We start from the raw sequence: 24,472 nt of genomic DNA, 5'->3' as shown, positions 1-24,472 counted from the left end.
AAAAGGGTGCAGACCATGACTCGGACTGCACCCTTTTTGTCTATTCAATAAGGTCTAAATAATCAGCTACAATTCCATCCAGTGGATAATGCTTTAATTTATCTGCTTCTTTCTTTGAACGCACAGTCCAGGCAATTGCTTTCAAGCCATTCGCATGAATTAGATCGATCACACGCTTATTAACCACTGTCCACTTAGGATTCAGGTAGCTTGCATATTCGGCAATGTTTTTAATCTCCATTTTGTCAGGAGGATAGTTGATTAAGATGGCGACAGGGATTTCCGGCATCAGTTCATGAAATAATCTCATTGAAGCTGTTTCAAATGACTGCACAATAATATGGTCTTGATCTTTTGAATCAAGCTTTCTTTTCTTTAGTTCCTCGGCGATCATCTTTTCAATGCCCGGATATAGGGATGGTTTTTTTAACTCAATTAAAAGACCGACACGATCCGCATATTTGTCCAAGACCTCTTCAAATGAAGGGATACAGGCACCGCTGAATTTTGTAGAAAACCAGCTGCCGGCATCCATTTTTCTGAGTTCATCAAAGGTGAAGTCAGAGACTTTTCCTTTATGGTCGGTTGTGCGGTCTACAAGGGAATCGTGAATCACCACCAGCCTTCCATCCTTGCTTAATTGCACATCAATTTCCAGATAATCTGCTCCCATTTCGATTGCACGGTCATATGAGGGAAAAGTATTTTCCGGGCAGTAGCCGGCAACTCCCCGATGGCCAATTCTTTTTATCTTATGTGCATTATTTGCTATTTTCTTAATGCCGAAAAATGAAATAACTGTAGCTAAAGCTGTAAAAAAAACATTTTTCATTACCTTCAAAGTCATTTCTCCTCGCCATTTTTGCTCATCTTAAAGGATGTGAAAACATTTTGTCAACTGCAGTGGATTACCGGGTTTTGATCCCTGTTCATTTCCAATCCTCATAAACAATTGTACCGCCAGTCAAATCCAGGGTATTTCTTTCTCCTTTATAAAATAGTTTTCCTTCTTCTTCAACAATAAGGTTTTCATATGTAAATACACTCTTTCCGGAAGGAAGCTGAATGATAATTTTCTCACCCAGCTCTTTTTTGGGGGCTTCAATAGTAATGAGACTTTGAGAATAAAAATATAAAGCTGTAAAGGCAGCAGCTAAACATCCCAATAGGACAATTGACACCAGCATAAACTTGCTCTTGGGCTTCTCCATATGCAATTCAGATCTTGTCATGATTCCTATCCCTCCGCTAACCAGATATATAGGTTTATTCCACCATTTTTCACCATTTAATCCTAAATAGGATTTTAAATCCTCAAATATGGTATGCAGGAATAGTAATGAAAATGACTATAATTGGGTGAAAGTTAGACAAGCAGAAGAAGCAGCAGTGTTAATTGGGAAAATTAAGAAAAATGAAACATTTTCTGGCCTTTGTCCGTATATAAATTAAGCTTTAATAGTAAAAAGGAAGGAGGCACGGGATTGATAGCCTGACTATAAAAATGGATAGGGTGGTCTGGCAGAAGCAGAGGCAAAGAGAAAAATCGCCGAGGCATTTGAACAGTATGGCCAGGCGGCTATGATGGATATGGTCATTAACATGCTTCCGGAATATGCGAAACAGCTTGCAAGCCCGTTATCGAATATTGATAAGATTACAGTGGTTGATACAGGGAGTGACAGCTCTAATGGCGGTGCCAATAAAGTAACCGGCTATGCCACCAACCTGATGTCCACGATGCAGGAAAGCCTGAAAGCTTCATCCGGTATAGACGTGAAAGAGCTTCTCCAAAACTTTTCAGGCAAAGGAAACGTCCGCCAAAGCTTGGAGCAGCTGACTGAGGAAATCAAAGAAAAAGAACCCATCCAGCCCGCTAAAGATATCCAGGCCACTCTCGCTCATAAGAAATAATGAAATTGCCTATTTTTATCGGGGGAGATAACCTCAAAATGCCTTTATATCAACAATAATTAGAAGCCTTCACACCGAAGGCTTCTTTTTTATGAAGAAAACTGTGTATTCGTCTATCGCACAATCTGGGTGAATTGAATAGGATATATTGAATCAAACAAAGGAGGTAATTGACTATGTCAGACGGTTGCGGATACGGCGGCGGTTTCGCCCTTTTAGTTGTATTGTTTATTTTACTGATTATTATCGGTGCTTCTTGGGGTTACGGTGGATTCTACTAATAAAATATGCAGACAGATTTAATTGGCAAGGGAGGGGATTTTATAATGTATGGCTACGGATATGGCGGCTGCGGATACGGTGGTGCTGGATATGGCGGGGGCTTTGCGCTAATTGTGGTTCTATTCATCCTATTGATCATCGTAGGTGCTTCTTGTTTTAAGTGGTAATAGATACAAAAGAAAAGCAGGGAACCTGCTTTTCTTTTGTATGCATACATAACAGTGTTTCCAAAGATGCCAAATGGGGAAAAGAAGCAGCATAAAAGAAATAGGGAGGTTTGCAAAATGGATGAACTTAAAACACAGGATCGGGAAAACACTATGAGGGAAATTTACTCCATATTGGAGGGCGGACTTCAGCGGGAAATGCATCAAAATGAATATAAGCTTGTTTCCGAGTGGGTAAGCGGTTTTAATCTGGAGGAAAGAGCTACCATATTAAATATGCTCAAGGAGCTTACCAATAAGCATATCCGAATTGATTAAGGGGTATTCAGGGCAGGTCATGTATTCGATTGCTGAACATGAGCCTATTGACAATAAAAGCCAGAAGCTTATATACTACAATCAAACAGGTTGAAAGGATGATTTAGGGGCATGAAGTTATAATCTTATTTTTTCTGGTATCTTTTTATATTTAAAAAGTTTAACCCGGAGAACATAGGATTAGTGTGCCCTTTTTTAGTCATCCCTTATCGGAATTGATGTCTGCTTATTTGTCTGTAAGCAGATCGAATCTTATTTAGGCGCGCGTTTTTTATGTATTTGCACCATTTACAATAATGGGTGCACAGTCCTCTCCGGGTATGGGGAGGTTTTTTTATGTGTGCAAATAAAATCAGCAATCACAATATACCGGTTATCATGGCCAGGGATCTTCAAAAGTCATTCGGAGATAAAACGGTGTTTTCTAAATTGGATTTCGATATTTATCAGCAGGATCGCATCGGTCTTGTTGGCTTAAATGGCACAGGTAAGACGACATTGGCCAGTATTTTATTCGGCAGTATTCAGGCGGATAAAGGCACAATTGAGCGGATGAAGGAGCCATATAAAATCGGTTATCTTCACCAGTCAGCAGATTATTCAGTCAGTGATATACCTGGTCCTGATCAAAGCCCTGAGGAAGAAATTCTGCATCAGGCAAGCAAATTAGGACTCCCAAAACTCCATGAATGGAAACCGGAAAGGCTTGATTCTTTAAGCGGGGAGAAAGGTTGAAGCTATCCTTAGCTAAGGTTTGGTCATCAAAACCGGATATGCTGATTTTGGATGAACCCACCAATCATTTGGATTTACAGGGAATCGAGTGGCTTATTGGGGAGATTGGCCAATTCTGCGGTCCTGTCATGATCATTTCCCATGACCGTCACTTCCTCGATCAGGCTGTCGGAAGGATTTTTGAGCTGCAAGAAGGCACTTTAAACATGTATGACGGAAATTATACAGCCTACCGGGAGCAAAAGCAGAAAAATTATGATGATCAGCTTCATCAATTTAATGTTCAGCAAAGAGAGATCGATCGGATCGAAAATCAGATGGCCAATTTAAAAAAATGGTCTGAAAAAGCTCACAGGGAATCAACTAAAGGCGGAAGTCCTTCTGAGAATAGGCAGATAGGATTTAAAGAATATAACAGAGTGAAAGCCAAAAAGAAGGATCAGCAGGTTAAGTCAAAAATGAAAAGGCTTCAGCAGGAACTGGATAAAAATAAAATTGAAAAGCCGGAAGAAGAGGCAAAAGTGCACTTTCAATTTGATTCGTCGGGCAAGAGAGGGAAGAGGATCATTGAAGCTAAAAACCTCTCAAAAAGCTTTGGAGACCGGACTCTTTTCAAGGATAGCCAGTTTTATATAAAGCATGGCGAAAAAATTGGGATTCTTGGATCCAACGGGACTGGCAAGACCACTTTAATCCGTATGCTGCTGGAAGAGATATCCCCTTCTGATGGGGAACTTTGGATTAGCAGCACTCTAAAGATTGCCTATTTAAACCAGGATATGAATGATTTACCGTTAACCGAAAACGTCCTTGAAGCACTTGATCTCAGTGAACGGGAGCAGATATACAAGGCAAGGACTCTATTAGCAAATCTGGGTATGCAAGATGCGAAGTTAAAGCAGCCGATTGGCCAGCTGAGCATGGGGGAGCGAATCAGGGTAAAGCTAACAGACATGCTTTTAAAGGAATATGACGTCCTAATATTAGACGAACCGACCAATCACTTGGATTTGCCGAGCAGGGAGCAATTTGAAAAAACGCTCAAGGAATTTTCAGGAACACTCATCATTATTTCGCATGATTTATACTTTTTGGAAAAGTTAAGCACAAGATTGCTTGTATTTGAAGAAAATAAAATAACCAGATTTGAAATGAATCTGAAGGAATATCGTATGAAATCCAGAAGATGCAAGCAGAAAAAAGAGCATGATTCCATAAAAGAGCAACTTATGATTATTGATAACCGCATAAGTGCGATACTTGGAGAACTCAGTCTGCTTGTTCCGGGTGACAGCAAATATGCCCAATTGGATAAGGAGTTTAATGGCTTATTAGATGAAAAAAGAACATTATTAAATCAATAAGTGCAAAAAGGCAGGCCCCTAAAAAAATGGGCCTGCCTTTACATCTAATTTTACTTCTTTTTAGAGCTGTTATTATTCTTCTTTTTTGCATTAATCCACAATTTGCCGTCTGCTGTCTTGCGGGTTTCATTGCCGTAGTCATCTTTCACTTTCACTTCAATTTCGGCACCAGGTGCTTTTACATTTGAAGTGGCAGTATAGTAGCCGACATAATGGCCAGGGGAAGTTTCCATCATTGGAAGCTCAGTAGCGTTATTCAGCTGTCCGCCAGCATTTGTTAAAGGCATTCTGATGACAAACGTCGCTTTTAACCCTGGTTCACTATCAAATTCGATTTTTACCGATTCGCCTTTTTTAAGCTCCTTGTCTTCTGCAGGAAGAAGATTTTCTACGGCTGGAGCGGTATATTTAGCATCGACTGTGATTGTTTTTTCTTCACTGTTCTTTGCTTTATCCTGTGCTGTTACCGTAATGGTGTTTTCACCTTCATCCAGAAGGATGCGAAGAGAGTATTCACCGTCTGTAACCTTAGCTGTCTGGCCGTTTACTTTTACCCAATCAAGGTTATCATCGGAAACGGTTCCTTTAACAGTGACTGTTTCTTTGTTTGTTTTGGATTTATCTGCAGGGCTTGTTATGGACAGTTCAGGCTTTGTTTTATCATATATCACTTTTACAGGTTCAGAGGCATCGGTAGTTCCTGACTCTGTTGATGCTTTGGCCGTAAGAGTGTTTTCCCCTTCATCGAGTGAAACTTCTGCTGAGAAAGTGCCTTCGTCTGTACTCTCAGCCGATGCGACCTCTTCTCCATTATTAAATACTTTCACAGTAGTTGTAGGAGCCGAATTACCTTCAATAGTAACTTTGCCCTGGTTCGTAAATGTTCCATCCGCTGGAGAAGTAATGACAGGTGCTGTAACTTCATAGTTTACAGTCGCGCGGATCATATAGTTTCCTTCATCTTCAGGTGATGGTGACCATGCGCCGCCTACAAGCTGCCAGCTGCGTCCTGCATTCTCTCCATCCTCATCTGTACCAAGACCAGGTGCATTAGGATTTGGTGCTGATTGGATATATACCAGATAGAAATCGCCATTTGCAACGATTCCTTCTTCACTAAGATCTACATGTGTCCATTCACCGTTTCTTAATGCTGTTGCTTCAAATGGCCCTGCAAGTTTTTTGCCAGGAGCTCCATCCGGTCCGCTTGCATCGTATACTTCAACTTTGAAGTCTGTACCGCCCGGAGTTGGCCAGCTGGTATCCCAGAAGCGGAATAATCCGCCGGTAACCATTGCGCTGTCATGGCCGGATGCAAGGGACATCTTAACTGCCCAGCCATTGCCGGCATCATAGAATGCACGTGCATTTTCAGCTGTACCATCATCATATCCAATTTCACCCGGATATCCGATAAATGGCTTTAGCTCTACATTTTGCTCAAGAGTTGAGCCGCCATCGATCGTGATGCTCTGCTCCTTGCTGTAGTAGGAAGGTGCCATTGCTTTTAAAGTGTAAGTGCCTTCGTAAGCTGTGAGTGTATATTCACCATTTGCATCGGTTGTGACCGGCTGTACTGCCGCATCTTCTATTAAAAGAAGCGTAGTATTTGCAACAGGCTCGCCGGTTGCTTCATTTGTCACTACCCCAGTAACAGTGCCTTTAGGTATTTCTTCAAGGACAAAGTTAGCAGTCGCTTCTCCATCCTGCGGAATATTTACATTCTGTGTTTGAGAACGATATCCGTAAGCTTCCGCTTTTACAGTGAAATCACCTGAAGCATGTGTCATTTCAAAAGATCCGTTTTGCGGATTAGTAAATACGGACCTGCCTGATTCCAGCACACTTACTTCGGCAGTAAGCGGAAGAAGAACAGGTGCAGGCTGCTGCTGTTTCCCATCATCTTTTGCTGGTGCATCCTTTTTAGGAACAATTTTATCAGGATTTACCTTTTCCTTCTTTAATTCTGTAGAAGGTTTATCCTTGCTGATGCCAAGCTGTGCTTTGCCTGCAGGTTCAACTGGAGTATCAGATAACCTTACATCATCAATATACCAGCCTTGCTTTTGAACAGAGCCATCTGTAGTCACATTGAAAGCTACATAAATCCTCTGTCCTGCGTATGCACTTAAGTCTACTTCTGCATTAACCCAGTCTGTTGTATTGCCGTTTACGCGAAGAGCCTGTTCCCAGTTTTCCATATCGGTTGATACAAAAACGTGACCATAATCATAACGGTTTTCAAGCTCGTGCCATTGCTTAAATTGAAGGTAGGCATTTCCTTCAGGCAGGTCAATAGGAGGCATCTGGAGATTCATGTTTGCTCTATTTGCATAGTTCCCGTCAAGTTTAGTTGCATATACTTTTTCCCCGGATGCTGCATTGCCAGGGCCTGAAGATGGAACTCCCCACTCCCAGCTGTTTTCCGGTCCATATGAAGTCCAGCCGGCCGGCTGTGATTCAAAGTCCTGAGAATAGCCAATGCTGATTCCTGGTCTTACTGCCACTTCATAGGAGTCGGTTTCAGTTAAATTACCGCCAAAGTCATTGATCTTCCATTTGTAAGTTACAGAAGGTTCTGCTATGTTTTCTCCAGGAATAACTGCCTGGTAAGTACCATCTTTATAGTTGCCGGCTGTTCTTTCGGCCTCAATAGCGGCCCAGCTGCCGTCAGCTTTTAAGTATTCAAGATCCACTCTTGTGACGCTTACATTATCTGATGCTGTCAATTCAAGTGCCAGATCCATTCCTGCATATGTTTCCTGAGGTGCTTCATGATTGGCTTCAGGAGCCTCGGAGTCATCTCCTTCTTTTGCAACCTGGCCTTTAATCTTTCCAAGGCCGGTCAGTACGGAAGATACCGCATCGAAGGCATTTACGAGCCCGTATCCAAAACCATTATTTGGTGTCTCAGGATAAGTACCATTTGTCAAAGAAGTTGAGGTGGTCAGCAGGATTTCCTCCATCTCTTCAACAGTCAGACTTGAGTCAACCTGGCGGAGCAGCGCGGCAACCGCAGAAACATGCGGGCCAGCCATGGAGGTTCCGTTCCAGCCGCCTTCATATCCGCTTCCGGGAACTGAGGAACGTATGTTAACTCCTGGTGCAGATACATCAGGCTTAACTTCCTGATATGGAGATGGCCCTTGCAGTGAAAAGCTTGCTAAGCCATTGTTAATATCAGTCGCACCAGTAGCAAATGATTCCGGGTAGTTTGCTGGTGTTGCAACCGAACCAGGTCCGCCTGGATTAAACAAAGTAGTGTTTCCTGCAGAGAATTCCGGGAAAATTTCAGCTGCACGCCATGCCTGCACCATTGGACGATACCATTCATCCAGTCCAGGTCCGCCGCCCCAAGAATTATTGACAACATCAGGCGCTTTTTCAGGATGCGGATTTCCTTCAGCATCCTTTGGAGCCAGGATCCATTCACCGGCTTCAAGAAGGTCTACATCTGTTCCGCCGTTTGCAGTAAAGGCTTTTACTGCGATCCATTTCGCACCAGGAGCAACACCGATCTGATTGCCTCCATTCGGCTCGGCACCAACCATAGTTCCGGTTACGTGGGTTCCGTGACCTTGATCATCGTAAGGAACTGTCTGGCCTGCAGTGGCATCAAACCAGCTGAATTCATGTACTGGAGAATCAGGCTGTGCAGGGTTATAGCCCCGGTACTTTTCTTTCAATGCCGGGTGGTTCCACTGAACACCTGTATCAATGGATGCAACGACTGTACCGGATCCGTCAATTCCCATTTCCCATACAGCAGGAGCTCCGACGCGGTCGATGTTCCATTCGATCGAGCTGGTTTCTGCTTGTGTTTTAAGAGATTTTTCGGCCTCTTTAACAGGTTTATGAAGCTGTCTTGTTTCATTTGGAAGAATCTTTTCTACTTCAGGGAATACTGCGATTTGCTCCATAACGTCTTTTGTAGCTGTTACTGCAATTGCATTGACAATGTAGAAGGATTGAACATCTTTTGCCTTGCCGTCTTTTTCCTGTTTTTGAAGAAAATCAGCGACATGGCCTTGAGTTTCAATAGCTGTAGATCTTAGTGAGGATAGGACTGCAGAGCGTTTCATGTATTTTGATTTAGAGGCTGTCAGTTTTTGTGATGCAGCCGCTTTTTCAGCCTTTTTGGCCGCTGCTGGAGCATCAACCTGTTCTTTGAACTTTATTAGAAATGTTACTTTATCTTCTTTATCAAATTGTTTAAGCAGTGAGCTGTTTATTTTGCTTTTTGCAGTCTGAGGTGCAGCTTTCTTAACTGAAGTATGCGGAGAGCTTTTGCTTTCTGCCGATCCCATACTTGGGAACATCAGCGGCAAAATCAGAAAAGCTGTCAGCATTACATAAAGAATGCGATTAATTGTTTTCCTTTTTCTCTTCAAAAAATTCCCTCCTTGTTTTGTTAATTCATATTAAAGTGCTAGTTAGCAATGAAGAACTCAACCACCTCCTATGGGTACTTTCCAAAAATGGAAAACCCTTCCGCTACCTTGTACTTTAGCTAAATTAAAGGCAGGAGATTGTCGAAAAACAAAGTATTTTGCAATGGTGTTATTAAAATAGCTACAAGGTTACATAGTTCACTCAGGGTTACAGGCTTAAAGAATGAACTTTTTATGGTTATTTATAGATTAAAAGTACCACTTTTCCATTTACTTAAATTTATCTTGGGAAAAATAAGGAAAAGGAGGGAGGCGGTATTTTTCCAGAATGATAAAATGATTAAAAAGGGTTAGGGGCATGAAAGAACCTTATGACCCGAAATATCAAGAATGAGATTCAAAGTTGGGTAGTCTGGAGTGAAACTTTATTCATTTGTCCACTGATAAAATGGATTGAAAAAAGTTACAGTTCAAAAGGCGCTTTCTCAGGATTTCTTCAAATTTAATGCTAAAGAACCAGATTATTTTGAGATATAGGATAAACGAACAGGATTTGATATTAAGGATTGCTTTATAGAAGATTTAAATATTTTACATAAACAATGCAAAAGTGTTTCTTTTCTTATTCTTATTCGTCTAATAATATGCGAGGGGGCGCCACAATGGAGAGAATATCGGCAGAAGTGTTTGAAGATATATACAGCGAGTACAGCGATCGAATTTATGGATACATATTTCTTCTCGTAAATGATAAAGAAGTGGCGGAAGATCTGACACAGGACACCTTTATCAAAGCCTACAAATATATGAATCAATTTAATGGGGAGTCCCAGATTTTTACGTGGCTTGTCAGGATATCAAGAAATGTAGCCATTGATTATTTGCGCAAAAAAAGCAGATTCAAATTTTTCTCAATAGAAAAATTCCAGCTCCAATCAGATGAAGATACTCCTACAGAGATAATGATTAAGGGTGAAAAAGTGACACTCTTATATGAAGCAATCCGCCATTTGAAGTTGAGCTACCAAGAAGTGCTGATTTTGAGAAAAATAAAGGAGTTTTCCATAAGGGAAACGGCTGAAATCTTGAATTGGTCCGAAAATAAAGTGAAAATCACCACATCCAGGGCACTCGCAGCACTAAAAAAAGAATTGCAGAAAAGGGGGAAATCCATGAAGAGCTCATTCGGATCCGATAATTCCTTTCGAGAATTGGGACGTATTCCGCGGTCTCAAAAGCAAAAGCAGGAGAGTCTGCAAAAAATATTGAGGAGCATAGAGGAAAAACCTAAAAGAAAGAAAGCTATTTTCCCGAGATTTTTATCTGCTGCCGCTGTAATGGCTGCTTGTGTTATGTTCGCTTTCATTATTTTTTCTGAGGATTCTATGACAAGAGGCAGCAGCAGTTCAGAGATGCTTGGAAACAGCTTTATAAGCCAAACCACTATTGCTATATCAGAAACCGAGAAATCCTTCTCTGCCGATGGAAAGTATACGGCTGAAACCGCGACAGTAAAAGATCCAAAGTGGGAAAAAACGGCAAGAAATGCGATAAATTCGGCAATCCCTTCAGAGGCAGTCATTGATGCCAAACCAATCTATGATATCCAATTTAATTTAAAGGGAAAAGAACCGGTAAAGATGAAAGTCTGGAACGAGCAAGGCGAAGTTTACTTTAAGCTAATTGACAGTGAAGAAATTTATTCAGTTCCTGCCGGAGAAGGTGCCATATTTATCGAGTCTTTAGAGGCAATCGCACAAAGCATTCAGAACACTCCTTAATTTGACTCCTGTAAGGGGTTCGAATATCGCATCAGGCACGAAAGGATAACAAAAACGGCTAAGCGATTCGCTTAGCCGTTCTTTTCATTGTATAGGGCAATAGGTTCTCCATTCTCCGTCAACGCACACCTTATGGCGGGGAACATAGCATTCAATGACCACAGAATCCGGATTCAGCCCGTTTTCTTCAAGCTGGAATGATACTGAAGCTTCAGACTCAGTGTTAGCGGATGAGCAGGGATATCCGCCGCGCCATTCATACTTTGTACAGTAGTAGCATAGCTGGGCGGATGCTGTGGCTTTATCGGAAGAAACTGTTTTGCTTTTGGCCGCTTCTTTAATCAGCTGTGTTTTTTTCAATTCTACTTCTGTTAAATAATCAGTAAAGGTGCGGTTTTTGGATATATCTATTTTTGTCTCCTTTTCAGACTTCAAGTCTTTTACGTAAAAAGCCTGTTCCTCAATAAGCCTGCTGTAATCAACCAGCCACACTTTTAATCCCTTCCCGGACTCAAAGGAGAATGATAGAAGGGATGAGAAATTTACAAGAGCTTTTTCATCTAAGGAAATGTTTTTTTCGTTGTATTCAATTTCATATTGCACTGTCCAGCCATATTGTTTTCCTTTTTCATCAATAAGAGCTTTTGGCTGGGTGGAGGCATCTTTTAATATAGAAGCTTTGAATTCCTTAAACTCATTAGATTTTAACACGGATTTCATGAAATCTTTCTCAGTCAAACCTGCCGAATTACTTTTGGGCTGTGCAGAAACATTGCCTGAGAAAACTAGTAAAATAGTCAAGAATAAGAAAATATACTTTTTCATCACATACCTCCTAAAAGTATTGTCCAATATAAGATTAACCTATATTTCCATAATTAGGAATGGTGCGATGTGATTATATTTATCTAGTATATTTTATCTAATCTAAATAAAAAAACTGCCTTATGGTAAAAGCCTTTTTAAGGCAGATTAATCAATATTATAGAAGCTTTTTGTATTATCATAAAGCATCTTAAGGGCGCTGCTGAAAGATATTTCTTTTAGTTCAGCAAGGGCACTGATAGAATGGGCCATCATGGAAGGGTGGGTAGGTTTGTTTTTAAAAGGGCCCTCGAATTCCCATGGGCCGTCTGTTTCTGCCATCAACTTATCCAGCGGGTAATCCCGTACGAGAACCTGTATTTCTTTTTCATACACGATATCTGGAGTAAAGGATATGTAATACCCATTGGAAATCAGCCTGCTTGCTGCTGCAGTGTCACCTTTAAACCAGTGGAAATGAGCCTTTTTAATTGAATGCTTTTCCAATAAATTGCACACAATCTGTGCATCATCATAAATTGCATGGAGGACAATGGGCTTATCCTGTTTTTTAGCAAGCTTTATGAATTCTTCAAGAAGTTCAATATATCCGCCTGGAACCTTGCTCCCCTTAGGTCTTAAATAGTATGGAAGGCCAACCTCACCAACAGCAGCCATCTGCTCTGTGTGAATCTTTATCCAGCTGAAAAGCTCTGAAATATCATGATCATTGGGCAGAACCTGTTCAGGGTGAAAACCAAAGGCAGGTTTAACAAAGGGATAGATTTCTGCAAGAGCAAGGTTTCTTTTGCAGGAGTTTAAATCGCTTGAAACTGTAACAAGTGAAAGCTTAAACGGCATTTCATGAAACATTTTTTCTAAATCAATATCGCTGTACTTATCCAGATGAATATGGGCATCAATATAATTATCCATGCTGCTGCCTCCTAATGATTTTTCAGCGCATGATGAATGCTTCTTTTGCATTCAAGGAAATTTTCATCCAGGAAAATTTCCTCCATTCGCGGCCGCCCAAAAGGCACTTTATATTCCTGAACCACTTTAGCAGGCTTGCTGCCGAGTATTAATATTCGATCAGAGAGGTAAATGGCTTCTTCGATATTGTGAGTGACAAACAGAATCGTCGGCTTATGTTCATTCCAAATATCGAGAAGCCATTTCTGCATATCAAGACGGGTAAGCTCATCCAAAGCTGAAAAAGGTTCATCCAGCAGTATGATTGGCTGCGGGCTTAATAGTGCCCGGATAAAGGCGGCCCTTTGCTTCATGCCTCCTGATAATTCATGCGGAAATGCATTTTCATAGTCACCGAGTCCCGCTTTTTGAAGCATTTTTCTGGCTGCTTCCGGATCCGCTGTCCCCATAATTTCCTGGCCAAGCAGTACATTCTGAAGGATGGTTCTCCATGGCAACAGGGAAGGTGTCTGGGGCATATAGCTGATTGAACCGCGTTTGCCGGTGATCTCAACATTCCCAAGAGTTATGGACCCTTCATCAGGCAGGAGAATCCCGCCAATCAGGTTAAAGATGGTGCTCTTTCCGCTGCCTGATGGACCTAAAATCGAAACAAACTCTCCTTCATTTACTTGAAAACTCAAATTGCTTAAAACCGGATTTGAATCGAAACTTTTCGTTAGAGAATTAACCGCTAATTGTATCATTTCCCGTCACTCTCCCTGGACTTCCATTTAATAAGCAAACGTTCTGCCAGTAATATTCCTCCAAAAAGCAGCAAACTTAACAGCATAATTGCAAGTATGGCTACAAAAACACGGTCTGTCCGAAATGAAGAAGAGGCTAGAGTCATATAAACCCCTATTCCGGCTTTAGCTCCGAGCCATTCAGATATTACAGCACCCATCACACTATAGGTTGCAGAGATCTTTAGCCCGGAGAATAAAGATGGAAGGGAATGGGGAAGCTCAAGCTTCCAAAAAAGCTGTCCTTTGCCGGCCCCTGCCATCAGCATATAATGCCTGAGTTCTCCCGGAGTCTGCCGAAAACCATCCAATGCTGCAACAGTAATGGGGAAGAAGCATACCAGCGTAATGACAATAAGCTTTGGAAGAAGGCCAAATCCAAACCAGACAACCAGCAGAGGAGCCAGAACAATTATTGGCACATTCTGTGAAAGGATGAGGAGAGGGTAAACAGACTCCCTAATAAAAGGTAATAAGTGCAGTATTACAGCTGTAAGCAATCCGATTGCAGTGCCAATCGCAAATCCCCAAAGGGAAAGCTGGACTGTCGATTGAAGATGCGGGCGGAAGCCATCCCAGCCCAAAACCGCCTCCTGAATGATATCTGTTGGTGGAGGCAGGAGCCATGCAGGGACTCCTGCCAGATTTACCGCCAGCTCCCAAAAATGAATAAAAGGAGGAGAACCGCAGCCGGCCTCCATCCTTTCCTTAGCACATTGATCATGGACGGTACTTCTCCGTTAAATCACTCATTTCAATACCATCGGGCTGATAGAGTATCTTAACCTGTGAGATTACATTGCTGCTTCCTATTTCAATCATTTTTCTGTTCATGTCAGCAATGATTTTCAGTAAATGTTCTAAATCGCCTTCCATCGTTGTTTCGAGGGGATGCACTTCGTACTTAACGCCGGATTGCTGAATGATACTGATTGCTTCATCAACGTAAGGAATAACACTTTCCCCATCTTTTGTTTTTGGTATGATTTGAATGCTTACAAGTGCGTTTGCCATTTCATAAACTCTCCTTATTCCGGCAGGAAGTCATTTGTAAATGCTTTGCCGGCATCTAATTCTTTATCTAAAAGACCATTTTCATGCATCCAGTCTGCATAGTTTTCCCAGACCTCAAGCTTTTGTTCTCCCCATCTGGGAGCATCGTCCTGATAGCGCGGGGATAGCCACTCCTGACTCTTTTTGACCAATTCGCTATCCAGGTCTGGAGCATTCTTTAACAGAATATCAGCTGCTTCGCCCGGCTTGTCGATTGCAAATTCATATCCTTTAGCTGCAGCATTTACAAATGCTTTGACAGTTTCCGGATCATCTTCAATCATTTTTTCACTGGTAGCGAGAACAGGCGTGTAGTAATCCAGTTTTTCTGAGTAGTCTGTGAGGTAGACCATATTAATCTTTTCCCCCGAAGCTCAGCTTCTACACCTGTCCATCCGTAATAAATCCATGCGAAGTCTATATCTCTTTTAACCGCCGTAAAAAAGTCTGCATCTCCCATGTTCACAATTGACACTTTATCAGCATCGGCATTTTCCTTTTTCATTAGGGAGTCAATTACTGATTTTTCTAAAGGAGCTCCCCACCCGCCATACGTTTTTCCTTCAAAGTCTTTCGGTGATTTAATGTTTTTTTCGACAGGGGATGCAAAACCGGAAGTATTGTGCTGAATGACAGCCGCTATTGATACCAGCGGCACACCCTGTACACGGGCTTCTGTAATGCTTTCCTGATAGCTGACACCGAAATCAGCCTTGCCTGATGCCGTCAATTGATCTGCACCTGCTTCGCCTGGCATGATAATTTCGACATCGAGCCCTTCTTCTTTAAAATAGCCTTTTTCTTTTGCGGCATATAAGCCGGTATGATTGGTATTGGGTGTCCAATCCAATACGACAGTAACTTCTTTCAATTCTTGTTTGCTGCCTGCATCTTCATTTCCAGTTTCAGCATTCTGACCGCTGCCGGCACAGCCGGTTAGCAGCAGCAGCGCAGAAATAGCTGCTAAACATTTTTTCATAGAGAAACCCCCCAGAAGCTTTTATGTAATAAGGAAAGTTGATATTAGTCTGCCCTGAAAAAATAAAAAACGCCCCGGCATAAAACCGGGACGCATATAAAAAACATTTTAATATGTTTAAGAATATGTTCCCTACGCCGGTATTAGCCAGATCAGGTTCAAAGGGTCAGCATCTTAAGGATGAAGTCTCAACCGGCACACCGGTTCCCCTACATTTCTTGCTATTTAATTTTAAAAGGCATGAATACTTTCCTTGATTTATTATAGCAGACAATATCAAAATGGACACCATTTGAAAGTTATTTCATTTCAATAGTCCGGCTTTCTTTCCAGGTTTTGAATTTCTCAAGTTCACCTGTAATCTGGCTGACGGCAAAACCAAGTACTGCTGCATCATCAAGAATACCCATTCCAATTAAAAAGTCTGGAACCAGGTCGATAGGAGAGACAAAGTATAGGATGGATGCAATAATAAAGATAATTGATTTTTTGGAGATATGCCGGTAATCGCCTTTTGACCATGCCTTAACTAAATCGATCAGCAGCTGAAACTTTTCCCATATATCACTTAACGAAGATTTGTTTTTCTCAGCTTTAAGTGTAGCCTTGTTAAGCAGACCTTTTGTTTTTTCAGGATCCTCCGCATAACGTTTTGCCCTGGAAGAAAATTTTTTATAGCCGTCCTTATACTCTTTCGTTTCTATGTCAGGCATAGCCATCACTCCTATATTGATAATTCGTAAAACAGTTATAATCTATTATTTACCGCATACCTGACATGACATAAACATTTAACCAGGAGAAAAAATGGAAAAAGCAGTACGGCAGATTTTTATTATAGATTTTATAAAAATATCTCATACTATGATTTTATGAGCCAATCCCCTATAATGGACAATGAACAAGATTACTGCTGTTTCAAGCGATATGATATATAAGGAGTGTTCAGCATGTTATCAAACATCGGTATTCCAGGCTTAATTCTCATCCTGGTTCTTGCTCTTATTATTTTTGGTCCTAAAAAACTTCCTGAAATAGGGAGAGCATTCGGGGAGACCTTAAAAGAATTTAAGAAATCTACCCGTGATCTCACTAAAGATGATGATGATGATAATGATAAAAGAAAATAGCCTACTGGTTTAGAACCGGCTTTGCAGACGATTAGTCTCGAAGCCGGTTTTTCTTTTTTATGGCTTTCAAACCGAGTGAATGGGTATATAAAAGAAGGAAAATAAAAAATAGTTGACTAACATGTATATACAGGATAAAATGAAAGCGTAAACAGTTCATGTATATACAAGTTAGTTTGTGTGTAATGGATAGATTTATAAAAATCGAGAACGATAAATGAGAACCTTAAAACTGTTTTTTTCTTTAATATGAAAACGGTAACAGGAGGAGAGCGTAGAATGGCCACAAATAAAGAGTCAGCAGAGCAAATCGTAGAAGCTATCGGGGGCAGGGATAATATCGCTGCGGCCACTCATTGTGTAACAAGGCTGCGTTTTGCATTAAAAGATGAAGGAAAAGTCAATAAAGAAAAGCTCGAAGATATTGATATTGTAAAAGGTTCATTTTCCACCAATGGACAATTCCAGGTTGTGATTGGACAAGGCCTCGTTGATAAAGTATATAAAGAAATGACAGATACAACCGGTATTGGTGAATCGTCAAAAGAAGAGACCAAAAGTGCAGCTGCCGAAAACTTAAATCCCCTGCAGCGTGGAATTAAAACACTGGCTGATATTTTTATTCCTATCCTCCCGGCTATCGTAACAGCTGGTTTGCTGATGGGAATCAACAACATTATGACAGCCCCGGATATTTTCTTCGATGATAAGTCGTTTGTTGATGTTTATACAAACTGGGCTGATCTGGCGAGCATCATTAACCTGATTGCCAATACGGCTTTCGTATTTCTTCCAGGCCTGATTGGATGGAGTGCTGTAAACCGGTTTGGCGGCAGTCCGCTTCTTGGTATGGTGCTTGGTTTGATGCTGGTGCACCCTGATCTTTTAAATGCATGGGGCTATGGTGCAGCAGAGGAAGTTCCGAAGTGGAATTTATTTGGTCTTGAAATTGAAAAAGTAGGTTACCAGGGCCAAGTGTTGCCTGTATTATTTGCTTCATATGTTTTGGCTAAGATAGAAGTATTTCTGCGAAAAAGAATTCCTGATGCGTTTCAGCTTCTGACTGTCGCGCCAATCGCTTTGCTTATTACCGGATTTCTTTCTTTTATTGCCATCGGACCAATTACATTCACGATTGGCAGCTGGATTACAAATGGGGTTGTCGGAATCTTTGATGCTGTTCCGGCCCTTGGAGGCTTGATTTACGGAGGATTATATGCACCTCTTGTTATCACTGGCATGCATCATACATTCCTGGCAGTCGATCTTCAGCTAATCGGCAGCATTGGCGGCACGTTTTTGTGGCCGATGGTGGCATTGTCCAATATTGCACAGGGTTCAGCCGCTTTTGCCATGATGCTGTTAAGCAAAGGGAACGAAAAGCTGAAAGGGCTTGCGCTCACTTCTTCCATTTCAGCGTGGCTGGGTGTAACGGAGCCGGCGATGTTTGGGGTTAATCTTCGCTTTAAGTATCCGTTCTTTGCAGCGATTATTGGGTCAGCTGCAGCAGGCATATTCATCACTATAAATGGTGTTAAGGCACCGTCAATTGGAGTAGGCGGCTTGCCGGCATTCTTCTCCATCTTTGCGGAAAACTGGGGTGCTTTCTTTATCGGAATGGGGATTGCCCTAGTTGTGCCGTTTGTATTAACTTTAGCTTTCTCGAAATTTAGAAAAGCTTAAATAAAATGATTGATGCCATGGAGTTCTATGATTCCATGGTATTGCCATTTTTAGGCTTGCTCAATATTTTAATATACCGGAGGTTGCATTATGAAGAAGCAATGGTGGAAAGAGAGTGTAGTTTACCAAATCTACCCTCGAAGCTTCATGGACAGCAATGGAGATGGAATAGGAGATTTAAAGGGAATTATCTCAAGACTTGATTACTTGAAAGAGCTTGGTATTGATGTGGTCTGGCTTTCTCCAGTTTATAAATCACCCAATGATGATAATGGCTATGATATCAGTGATTATCAGGATATTATGCGTGAGTTTGGAACAATGGAGGATTGGGAAGAGCTTCTTGGAGAGCTGCATACAAGAGGCATCAAACTCATTATGGATCTGGTAGTGAACCATAGTTCAGACGAGCATATCTGGTTTTCAGAAGCAAGGAAATCGAAAGATAATCCATACAGGGACTACTATATATGGCGTGAAGGAAAAAGTGGAAAGGAGCCGAATAACTGGGGCAGCAATTTCGGCGGATCTGCCTGGGAGCTTGACGAAAGTACAGGAGAATATTATTTGCATCTATTTTCAAAAAAACAGCCTGACCTCAACTGGGAGAATCCGAAACTGAGAAAAGAAATTTACGACATGATGACCTGGTGGCTTGAAAAAGGGATTGACGGGTTCAGAATGGATGTAGTCAACTTTATCTCCAAAGTGGAGGGACTTCCAGATGATGAACCAAAGCCAGGGAAGAAATATGCTTCTGGAAGCAAGTATTATCGAAACGGCCCAAAAATTCATGAATACCTGCAGGAGATGAATGAAAAGGCCTTATCGAAGTATGATGTAATGACTGTCGGTGAAATGCCTGGTGTAAATCCGGAGTGGGCTCGGCAGTATACAGGTGAATCACGCAATGAGTTAAATATGGTCTTCCAGTTTGAACATGTTAGTCTCGATAACGGGCCAAATGGCAAATGGGACCTCAAACCCCTTGATCTATTTGATCTAAAAACAAATCTGACCAAATGGCAAAATGAACTGGATGAGGTTGGCTGGAACAGTCTTTATTTTAATAATCATGATCAGCCGCGCTCTGTTTCAAGATTCGGGAATGATGGAGAGTATTGGGATAAGTCAGCAAAGATGCTGGCAACATTGCTGCATATGATGAAGGGAACTCCATATATTTATCAGGGCGAAGAAATCGGAATGACGAATGTCCGTTTCTCAAGCATTGATGAATACAGAGATATAGAAACACTTAACTTTTATAAAGAAGCTCTTAACGATGGCTGGACAGAGGAAAAAGCACTGAAGGCCATCTATGCAAAAGGGCGTGACAATGCTAGAACGCCAATGCAATGGGATTCTTCCAGGCACGGAGGATTTACGGAAGGAACTCCATGGATAAAAGTAAATCCTAACTATAAAGACATTAATGTCGAAAAGGCCATGAAAAACCCTGACTCTGTTTTTCATTATTATAAAAAGCTTATAGAAATCAGGAAGAAAAATGAAATTATTATTTACGGAAAGTATAACCTTATACTCGATCAACATCCCGAAGTCTACGCCTATACAAGAACACTCGGCAATCAGACTCTTCTTGTCATGTGCAACTTCTATGGCGGAAACACTGAAGCAGAACTCCCTGCAGACCTCCAGCAGAAAAAATTTGAACCGCTGATTGGGAATTACAATGAAATACAAATTGGCAGAACCATAAAACTTCGTCCATACGAAACTCAGGTGCTTCTCTTTAACAGCTAGGCTGTTTTCTTATAGTTTGTTGCATTTTCAAACCTTTTTTTAATTTGCTGAGTTGATTGGAGCGGAAGGCACTTGACTCCTGCGGGAGGAGAGGGAAGTGTGAGACCCCGCAGGCGAAGCTGAGGAGGCTCACATTCCTCCCCGCGGAAAGCAAGTGACTGCAGCGGAAATCAACGGGCTGAATTTATAAACAAAAACAACAATCTTTGGAAAAAGAGCCAACAGCTAAAAGAAAAGCATTATTCTAAATAAACTAAAACAGGGTGATTCTAAATGAAACAACCATGGTGGAAAAAAGCAGTAGTTTATCAAATTTATCCGAAAAGCTTTAACGACACGACAGGAAATGGAGTTGGAGACATTCCTGGAATTATTGCCAAGCTTGATTACTTAAAAGAATTAGGTGTGGACGTCGTCTGGCTGACACCCATTTATAAATCTCCGCAGCGTGATAACGGATATGACATCAGCGACTATTTCAGCATCCATGAGGAATATGGAACAATGGCAGACTTTGATAAGCTACTTGAAGAAGCCCATAACCGGGACATGAAAATCATTATGGATATTGTTGTTAACCATACTTCCACTGAACATCAATGGTTCCAGGAAGCAAAAAAATCAAAAGACAATCCATACCGCGATTTTTATATCTGGAAAGATCCAAAGGAAGGTGGAAGCGAGCCGACAAACTGGGAATCCAAATTCGGCGGAAATGCATGGCAATATGATGAAGCAACCGGCCAATACTATCTTCATCTTTTTGATGTTACACAGGCTGATTTAAATTGGGAAAATGAAGACCTTCGCCGCAAAGTGTATGACATGATGGAATTCTGGTTTAAAAAAGGTGTAGATGGCTTTAGACTTGATGTAATCAATCTGATTTCCAAAGATCAGGATTTTCCGGATGATGACGGCTCTGTACCTCCGGGCGACGGAAGAAAATTCTATACCGATGGCCCTCGTGTTCACGAATTTATGCATGAAATGAATGATAAAGTATTCTCAAAGTACGATAGTATGACAGTTGGGGAAATGTCATCCACTACAATTGATCATTGTATAAAGTATTCCAACCCCGAGCGGGAAGAATTAAGTATGACTTTCAACTTTCATCATTTAAAAGTCGACTACCCTAATGGAGAGAAATGGGCACTCGCTGATTTTGATTTTACGGCATTAAAGCAAATTTTATCCAAATGGCAAACTGAAATGCACAATGGGGGAGGCTGGAATGCTTTATTCTGGTGCAATCATGATCAGCCTCGTGTTGTATCAAGGTATGGTGATGACAAATACTATCATCGTGAATCTGCTAAAATGCTGGCTACAGCCATCCATATGATGCAGGGAACTCCTTATATTTATCAGGGAGAAGAGTTTGGCATGACAAACCCCGGGTTTGAGAGGATTGAAGAATATAGAGATGTAGAATCACTGAATGTTCATTCTATTCTTAAGGAAAAGGGAATGGCAGAAGAAGAAATAATTAACATTCTCAAAAGCAAATCTCGCGATAATTCCCGGACGCCTGTTCAGTGGAATAGTACCGAAAATGCCGGATTCTCCGATGGAATCCCATGGATTCATGTCGCATCCAATTTCAGGGAAATCAATGCCGAAAACGCATTGAAGGACGAGAATTCTATTTTCTATCATTATAAAAAGCTGATCCAGCTTCGAAAGCAGTACGATATCATCACCTATGGTGATTATGAACTCATTTCTGAATATCATCCTGATGTATTTGCTTATGTTCGAAATGGTGATAATGAAAAACTGTTGGTCGTAAATAATTTTTATGGGAAAGAAACAACCTTTACCCTTCCTGAACACATTCAAGCAGATGAATATAAAGCAGATATTTTACTTGCCAATTATAAGCAGTCACCTTCTGCTGCGGAGACCATCCAGTTAAGGCCATATGAATCGGTTATCTATTATTTTAAGAAATAAAAAAAATCCTCCCGGCCTGCGGGAGGATTTTCCATATTTCATAGTTCATTAAAACAGCATTCCGGCTATGGCGGCACTTAGCATAGATGCCAAAGCACCCGCAGCAACTGCCTTTAAACCAAGCCGTGCAATGTCCTGCCTGCGGTTCGGGGCCAATCCGCCAAGTCCTCCCAGCAGGATGCCCAATGAGGAAATATTGGCAAATCCGCAAAGGGCGAAGCTTACGATCGCCACCGTTTTATCAGATAAAGTCGGGATATCCGGTGCAAAAGCAGAATAAGCAACAAACTCATTCAAAATTAACTTCTGGCCAATATAATTTCCTGCCTGTACGGCTTCTGACCATGGAACTCCTATAGCAAACGCGAGCGGAGAGAACACATATCCAAGTATGATTTCGAGCGTCAGGCCTTCCAGCCCGAATAACCCTCCAACCCATCCAAGAAGCCCGTTAATTAAAGCAACCAAAGCAATAAAGGCCAGCAGCATTGCGCCGATATTTAAAGCGAGCTCCAGTCCGACACTTGCTCCTTTTGCCGCTGCATCAATGACATTTGCAGAATCGCTATCCACTTCCATCTCAAATTCTTTAGGCTCTTCTTTATCTTCCGTTTCCGGAAGCATAACTTTGGCCAGGACCAAACCGGCAGGTGCAGCCATAAAGCTTGCTGCCAGCAGATATTCAAGAGGCACACCCAATAAGGAATACCCGATCAAAACAGATCCTGCCACAGAAGCAAGGCCTCCTGTCATAACTGCAAACAACTCGGATTTTGTCATATTGGCGATAAATGGGCGGATTACAAGAGGAGCTTCAGTCTGGCCAACGAATATATTGGCTGCTGCAGACATGGATTCCGCTTTTCTAGTCCCTAGAAGCTTAGCCAGTCCCCCGCCGAGGATCTTAATGAAAAACTGCATAATCCTTAAGTAATAAAGAACGGAAATCAGTGATGAAAAAAAGATTACAACAGGCAAAACCTGAAGTGCAAAAACGAAGGTAATGCCTGATTCATCTGTAAAAAGGCCGCCAAATAAGAAATTTATTCCCTGATTGGCGTAATTGATTATATCGTTTACCTTCATTGTGAGCCATTCCAATCCCTTTCTGCCGCCTTCCCACTTTAAAACGAGAAAGGCGAAAATCAGTTGAATGGCAAGCCCTCCCGCAACTGTTCTTACACTTATCGCCCTTCTATTGCTTGAAAGCAGGAAGGCTATTCCTAAAACGACAATGATTCCGAATATCCCCCAAACAAAATTCATGTTTACACCTCTTCACTATGTAGTAGTGTTTCCTGGCATTAATCCTATTTCCTTGAGAAACTGCTTGTAAATCCAATAGTTCTATTATGCGCAAAAGGAATAAATTCATGAAAATACTAAGCATGAAATAAATGATGGGGATAAACGAAAAAAGATGAGCACACCGCTCATCTTTCTGTGTTTTTTTCAATATATTCGAATAAAAATGACTGGCCGTTTCTGTAAAAGCGGGGATCGTAGAGCCCTAGCCTTTCATCATCATCAACGAGAACCACAAATGGGGACCATTCATAAAGAGTTTTAGCTTCAGGAGCTTGCGAAAACAACTTGTCCAAATCCGCTGTTTCTTTTGATTGAAGCACATATTGGGTTCTCTTTTCGGTGAAAAGAGTATCATTGAATATGGTCACTTCGTCATCTTTCTTTGTAATAACGGAATAAGACCACGGGATAAAATCTGCCGATAGTGCAACTTGTTCATAGTAATCATCATACTGTTTATAAATGAGATATCCCTGTGTGCTTTGAATTACCACATGAAGAAGCATAAAAGCCCATGCTAATTTAAAATAGTAAGGGGATTTAGATTTATTCCTTTTTGTAAAGAAATAGGCTGCTCCCATTATGATCCAAAACACCAAATCAACAATTGGAATCGTACCAAAAGTAACCCTCATAGTTGAAAATGGCTCCAAATAACCTGTGCCCCATGCATTAAATAAATCGCTGGTATTATGTATGAAAACTGCAAGCCATCCCAGCAGAAAAAGCTTCTTATCCTTGACTCTGAAAAGCAGGAAGGACAGCAGCAAAAACAGCAGGGCCCAAACCGGGGTAAGGAAAACGGAATGGGTAATCCCCCTGTGCCACATCTGATAAAGTCCTTCTGTATCCCAGAAGCGAGAGATGACATCAATATCCGGAATTTGGCTTGTCCCTACAGCGGTTAGCAAATACGCTCTTTTGGATTTTTTATCCATGTTACGTTTATCAACTGCTCCATATAGGCTCAAGCCGAATAGAGTATGAGTAATTGTATCCATTTTAAACCCCTTTTTTGCATTTAGTTTCCCTATTATAAGCCTGAAAAAGATTTATAAAAAGAAATATGCAATTTTAAATGCGTTGCAAACTTGACTTGAGAGCGATAAAATTGAA

Annotated in this window: 20 protein-coding genes, 3 pseudogenes and 1 riboswitch; of the genes and pseudogenes, 11 read left to right on the top strand and 12 right to left on the bottom strand. The window is 41.3% G+C overall.

All coding sequences use genetic code 11. From position 1 onward, the window contains the following. Window positions 1-40: 40 nt before the first annotated feature. Together LLY41_RS16520 and LLY41_RS16515 are read right to left on the bottom strand one after the other, a co-directional pair. Window positions 41-847 carry a glycerophosphodiester phosphodiesterase gene (locus tag LLY41_RS16520; RefSeq protein WP_304585886.1) on the bottom strand — a complete coding sequence of 269 codons (807 nt, stop codon included), beginning with the start codon at window positions 845-847 and terminating at the stop codon, window positions 41-43. A gap of 82 nt (window positions 848-929) precedes the next feature. Next, window positions 930-1,232, bottom strand: coding sequence for a hypothetical protein (locus tag LLY41_RS16515; protein WP_095243977.1), 303 nt, complete (start codon window positions 1,230-1,232; stop codon window positions 930-932). Window positions 1,233-1,515: 283 nt separating this feature from the next. On the opposite strand from LLY41_RS16515, the pseudogene LLY41_RS16510 reads away from it, so the two are divergent. The 6 genes and pseudogenes from LLY41_RS16510 to abc-f all read left to right on the top strand — a co-directional run. Continuing rightward, window positions 1,516-1,914, top strand: a pseudogene (locus LLY41_RS16510) (flotillin domain-containing protein); the annotation flags it as partial. Window positions 1,915-2,090: 176 nt separating this feature from the next. After that, window positions 2,091-2,195: a YjcZ family sporulation protein gene (locus LLY41_RS16505; RefSeq protein WP_076256869.1), complete on the top strand. Its 105-nt coding sequence runs from the start codon at window positions 2,091-2,093 to the stop codon at window positions 2,193-2,195. A 45-nt stretch (window positions 2,196-2,240) separates the two neighbouring features. After that, window positions 2,241-2,363 (top strand): YjcZ family sporulation protein, encoded by a 123-nt coding sequence (locus LLY41_RS16500; RefSeq protein WP_076256871.1) that lies wholly within the window; start codon window positions 2,241-2,243, stop codon window positions 2,361-2,363. Window positions 2,364-2,480: 117 nt separating this feature from the next. Next, window positions 2,481-2,681, top strand: a complete 201-nt coding sequence (locus tag LLY41_RS16495; protein WP_076256872.1) for a hypothetical protein — start codon at window positions 2,481-2,483, stop codon at window positions 2,679-2,681. 336 nt (window positions 2,682-3,017) lie between these two features. Beyond that, a complete protein-coding gene (locus LLY41_RS16490; protein WP_304585885.1) occupies window positions 3,018-3,416 on the top strand; it encodes an ATP-binding cassette domain-containing protein in 399 nt (132 codons plus the stop codon). Further along, complete coding sequence (abc-f, locus tag LLY41_RS16485) at window positions 3,413-4,780, top strand: ribosomal protection-like ABC-F family protein (protein ID WP_304585884.1); 1,368 nt, start codon at window positions 3,413-3,415, stop codon at window positions 4,778-4,780. The genes LLY41_RS16490 and abc-f overlap by 4 nt, the downstream gene beginning before the upstream one ends. 50 nt (window positions 4,781-4,830) lie before the next feature. Here the strand turns inward: abc-f and LLY41_RS16480 are convergent, their stop codons facing one another. Further along, entirely contained in the window at window positions 4,831-9,129 is a 4,299-nt protein-coding gene (locus LLY41_RS16480) for a S8 family peptidase (protein ID WP_304588049.1), read from the bottom strand. Between the two features lie 704 nt (window positions 9,130-9,833). On the opposite strand from LLY41_RS16480, the gene LLY41_RS16475 reads away from it, so the two are divergent. Further along, complete coding sequence (locus LLY41_RS16475) at window positions 9,834-10,952, top strand: RNA polymerase sigma factor (protein ID WP_304585883.1); 1,119 nt, start codon at window positions 9,834-9,836, stop codon at window positions 10,950-10,952. Between the two features lie 84 nt (window positions 10,953-11,036). Here LLY41_RS16475 and LLY41_RS16470 read toward each other — a convergent pair whose 3' ends face one another. From LLY41_RS16470 to LLY41_RS16440, 7 genes and pseudogenes are all read right to left on the bottom strand, one after another. After that, on the bottom strand, window positions 11,037-11,777 hold the full coding sequence (locus tag LLY41_RS16470) for a hypothetical protein (protein ID WP_304585882.1): 741 nt from the start codon (window positions 11,775-11,777) through the stop codon (window positions 11,037-11,039). Window positions 11,778-11,924: 147 nt separating this feature from the next. Then, window positions 11,925-12,692, bottom strand: coding sequence for a TatD family hydrolase (locus tag LLY41_RS16465; protein ID WP_304585881.1), 768 nt, complete (start codon window positions 12,690-12,692; stop codon window positions 11,925-11,927). Between the two features lie 11 nt (window positions 12,693-12,703). Then, window positions 12,704-13,438 carry an ABC transporter ATP-binding protein gene (locus tag LLY41_RS16460; protein ID WP_304585880.1) on the bottom strand — a complete coding sequence of 245 codons (735 nt, stop codon included), beginning with the start codon at window positions 13,436-13,438 and terminating at the stop codon, window positions 12,704-12,706. After that, window positions 13,435-14,201 (bottom strand): annotated as a pseudogene (locus LLY41_RS16455) (ABC transporter permease). Before LLY41_RS16455 ends, LLY41_RS16460 begins: the two are co-directional and overlap by 4 nt. Further along, on the bottom strand, window positions 14,198-14,491 hold the full coding sequence (locus LLY41_RS16450; RefSeq protein WP_095243986.1) for a thiamine-binding protein: 294 nt from the start codon (window positions 14,489-14,491) through the stop codon (window positions 14,198-14,200). Before LLY41_RS16450 ends, LLY41_RS16455 begins: the two are co-directional and overlap by 4 nt. A gap of 14 nt (window positions 14,492-14,505) precedes the next feature. Further along, window positions 14,506-15,509: pseudogene (locus tag LLY41_RS16445) on the bottom strand (ABC transporter substrate-binding protein). A 112-nt stretch (window positions 15,510-15,621) separates the two neighbouring features. Beyond that, window positions 15,622-15,730: riboswitch (TPP riboswitch) on the bottom strand. A gap of 78 nt (window positions 15,731-15,808) precedes the next feature. After that, the gene (locus LLY41_RS16440; RefSeq protein ID WP_304585879.1) at window positions 15,809-16,222 is read right to left on the bottom strand and encodes a YkvA family protein; all 414 of its coding nucleotides are present in this window, start codon (window positions 16,220-16,222) and stop codon (window positions 15,809-15,811) included. 237 nt (window positions 16,223-16,459) lie between these two features. On the opposite strand from LLY41_RS16440, the gene tatA reads away from it, so the two are divergent. From tatA to treC, 4 genes are all read left to right on the top strand, one after another. Continuing rightward, window positions 16,460-16,639, top strand: a complete 180-nt coding sequence (gene tatA, locus LLY41_RS16435) for a twin-arginine translocase TatA/TatE family subunit (RefSeq protein ID WP_095243989.1) — start codon at window positions 16,460-16,462, stop codon at window positions 16,637-16,639. 279 nt (window positions 16,640-16,918) lie between these two features. Beyond that, window positions 16,919-18,322: a PTS system trehalose-specific EIIBC component gene (treP, locus tag LLY41_RS16430; protein WP_095243990.1), complete on the top strand. Its 1,404-nt coding sequence runs from the start codon at window positions 16,919-16,921 to the stop codon at window positions 18,320-18,322. Window positions 18,323-18,412: 90 nt separating this feature from the next. Continuing rightward, window positions 18,413-20,089: a glycoside hydrolase family 13 protein gene (locus LLY41_RS16425; RefSeq protein ID WP_304585878.1), complete on the top strand. Its 1,677-nt coding sequence runs from the start codon at window positions 18,413-18,415 to the stop codon at window positions 20,087-20,089. Between the two features lie 273 nt (window positions 20,090-20,362). After that, a complete protein-coding gene (gene treC, locus LLY41_RS16420) occupies window positions 20,363-22,048 on the top strand; it encodes an alpha,alpha-phosphotrehalase (RefSeq protein WP_095243992.1) in 1,686 nt (561 codons plus the stop codon). A 48-nt stretch (window positions 22,049-22,096) separates the two neighbouring features. Here treC and LLY41_RS16415 read toward each other — a convergent pair whose 3' ends face one another. Both LLY41_RS16415 and LLY41_RS16410 read right to left on the bottom strand, forming a co-directional pair. Continuing rightward, complete coding sequence (locus tag LLY41_RS16415; RefSeq protein WP_095243993.1) at window positions 22,097-23,314, bottom strand: NupC/NupG family nucleoside CNT transporter; 1,218 nt, start codon at window positions 23,312-23,314, stop codon at window positions 22,097-22,099. A 167-nt stretch (window positions 23,315-23,481) separates the two neighbouring features. Next, window positions 23,482-24,357 (bottom strand): metal-dependent hydrolase, encoded by an 876-nt coding sequence (locus LLY41_RS16410; protein ID WP_095243994.1) that lies wholly within the window; start codon window positions 24,355-24,357, stop codon window positions 23,482-23,484. Between the last annotated feature and the right edge of the window lie 115 nt (window positions 24,358-24,472).

It is taken from the genome of Cytobacillus firmus (genome assembly GCF_023612095.1).
Taxonomy (GTDB): Bacteria; Bacillota; Bacilli; order Bacillales; family Cytobacillaceae; genus Cytobacillus.
This window is presented reverse-complemented; position numbering and strand designations above follow the sequence as displayed.

What these genes read in the sequence shown, in the direction of transcription:
- LLY41_RS16520 (WP_304585886.1), bottom strand. Translation starts at nt 847, where the DNA reads ATGACTTTGAAGGTAATGAAAAATGTTTTTTTTACAGCTTTAGCTACA.
- LLY41_RS16515 (WP_095243977.1), bottom strand. Translation starts at nt 1,232, where the DNA reads ATGACAAGATCTGAATTGCATATGGAGAAGCCCAAGAGCAAGTTTATG.
- LLY41_RS16505 (WP_076256869.1), top strand. Translation starts at nt 2,091, where the DNA reads ATGTCAGACGGTTGCGGATACGGCGGCGGTTTCGCCCTTTTAGTTGTA.
- LLY41_RS16500 (WP_076256871.1), top strand. Translation starts at nt 2,241, where the DNA reads ATGTATGGCTACGGATATGGCGGCTGCGGATACGGTGGTGCTGGATAT.
- LLY41_RS16495 (WP_076256872.1), top strand. Translation starts at nt 2,481, where the DNA reads ATGGATGAACTTAAAACACAGGATCGGGAAAACACTATGAGGGAAATT.
- LLY41_RS16490 (WP_304585885.1), top strand. Translation starts at nt 3,018, where the DNA reads ATGTGTGCAAATAAAATCAGCAATCACAATATACCGGTTATCATGGCC.
- LLY41_RS16480 (WP_304588049.1), bottom strand. Translation starts at nt 9,129, where the DNA reads ATGCTGACAGCTTTTCTGATTTTGCCGCTGATGTTCCCAAGTATGGGA.
- LLY41_RS16475 (WP_304585883.1), top strand. Translation starts at nt 9,834, where the DNA reads ATGGAGAGAATATCGGCAGAAGTGTTTGAAGATATATACAGCGAGTAC.
- LLY41_RS16470 (WP_304585882.1), bottom strand. Translation starts at nt 11,777, where the DNA reads ATGAAAAAGTATATTTTCTTATTCTTGACTATTTTACTAGTTTTCTCA.
- LLY41_RS16465 (WP_304585881.1), bottom strand. Translation starts at nt 12,692, where the DNA reads ATGGATAATTATATTGATGCCCATATTCATCTGGATAAGTACAGCGAT.
- LLY41_RS16460 (WP_304585880.1), bottom strand. Translation starts at nt 13,438, where the DNA reads ATGATACAATTAGCGGTTAATTCTCTAACGAAAAGTTTCGATTCAAAT.
- LLY41_RS16450 (WP_095243986.1), bottom strand. Translation starts at nt 14,491, where the DNA reads ATGGCAAACGCACTTGTAAGCATTCAAATCATACCAAAAACAAAAGAT.
- LLY41_RS16440 (WP_304585879.1), bottom strand. Translation starts at nt 16,222, where the DNA reads ATGCCTGACATAGAAACGAAAGAGTATAAGGACGGCTATAAAAAATTT.
- tatA (WP_095243989.1), top strand. Translation starts at nt 16,460, where the DNA reads ATGTTATCAAACATCGGTATTCCAGGCTTAATTCTCATCCTGGTTCTT.
- treP (WP_095243990.1), top strand. Translation starts at nt 16,919, where the DNA reads ATGGCCACAAATAAAGAGTCAGCAGAGCAAATCGTAGAAGCTATCGGG.
- LLY41_RS16425 (WP_304585878.1), top strand. Translation starts at nt 18,413, where the DNA reads ATGAAGAAGCAATGGTGGAAAGAGAGTGTAGTTTACCAAATCTACCCT.
- treC (WP_095243992.1), top strand. Translation starts at nt 20,363, where the DNA reads ATGAAACAACCATGGTGGAAAAAAGCAGTAGTTTATCAAATTTATCCG.
- LLY41_RS16415 (WP_095243993.1), bottom strand. Translation starts at nt 23,314, where the DNA reads ATGAATTTTGTTTGGGGGATATTCGGAATCATTGTCGTTTTAGGAATA.
- LLY41_RS16410 (WP_095243994.1), bottom strand. Translation starts at nt 24,357, where the DNA reads ATGGATACAATTACTCATACTCTATTCGGCTTGAGCCTATATGGAGCA.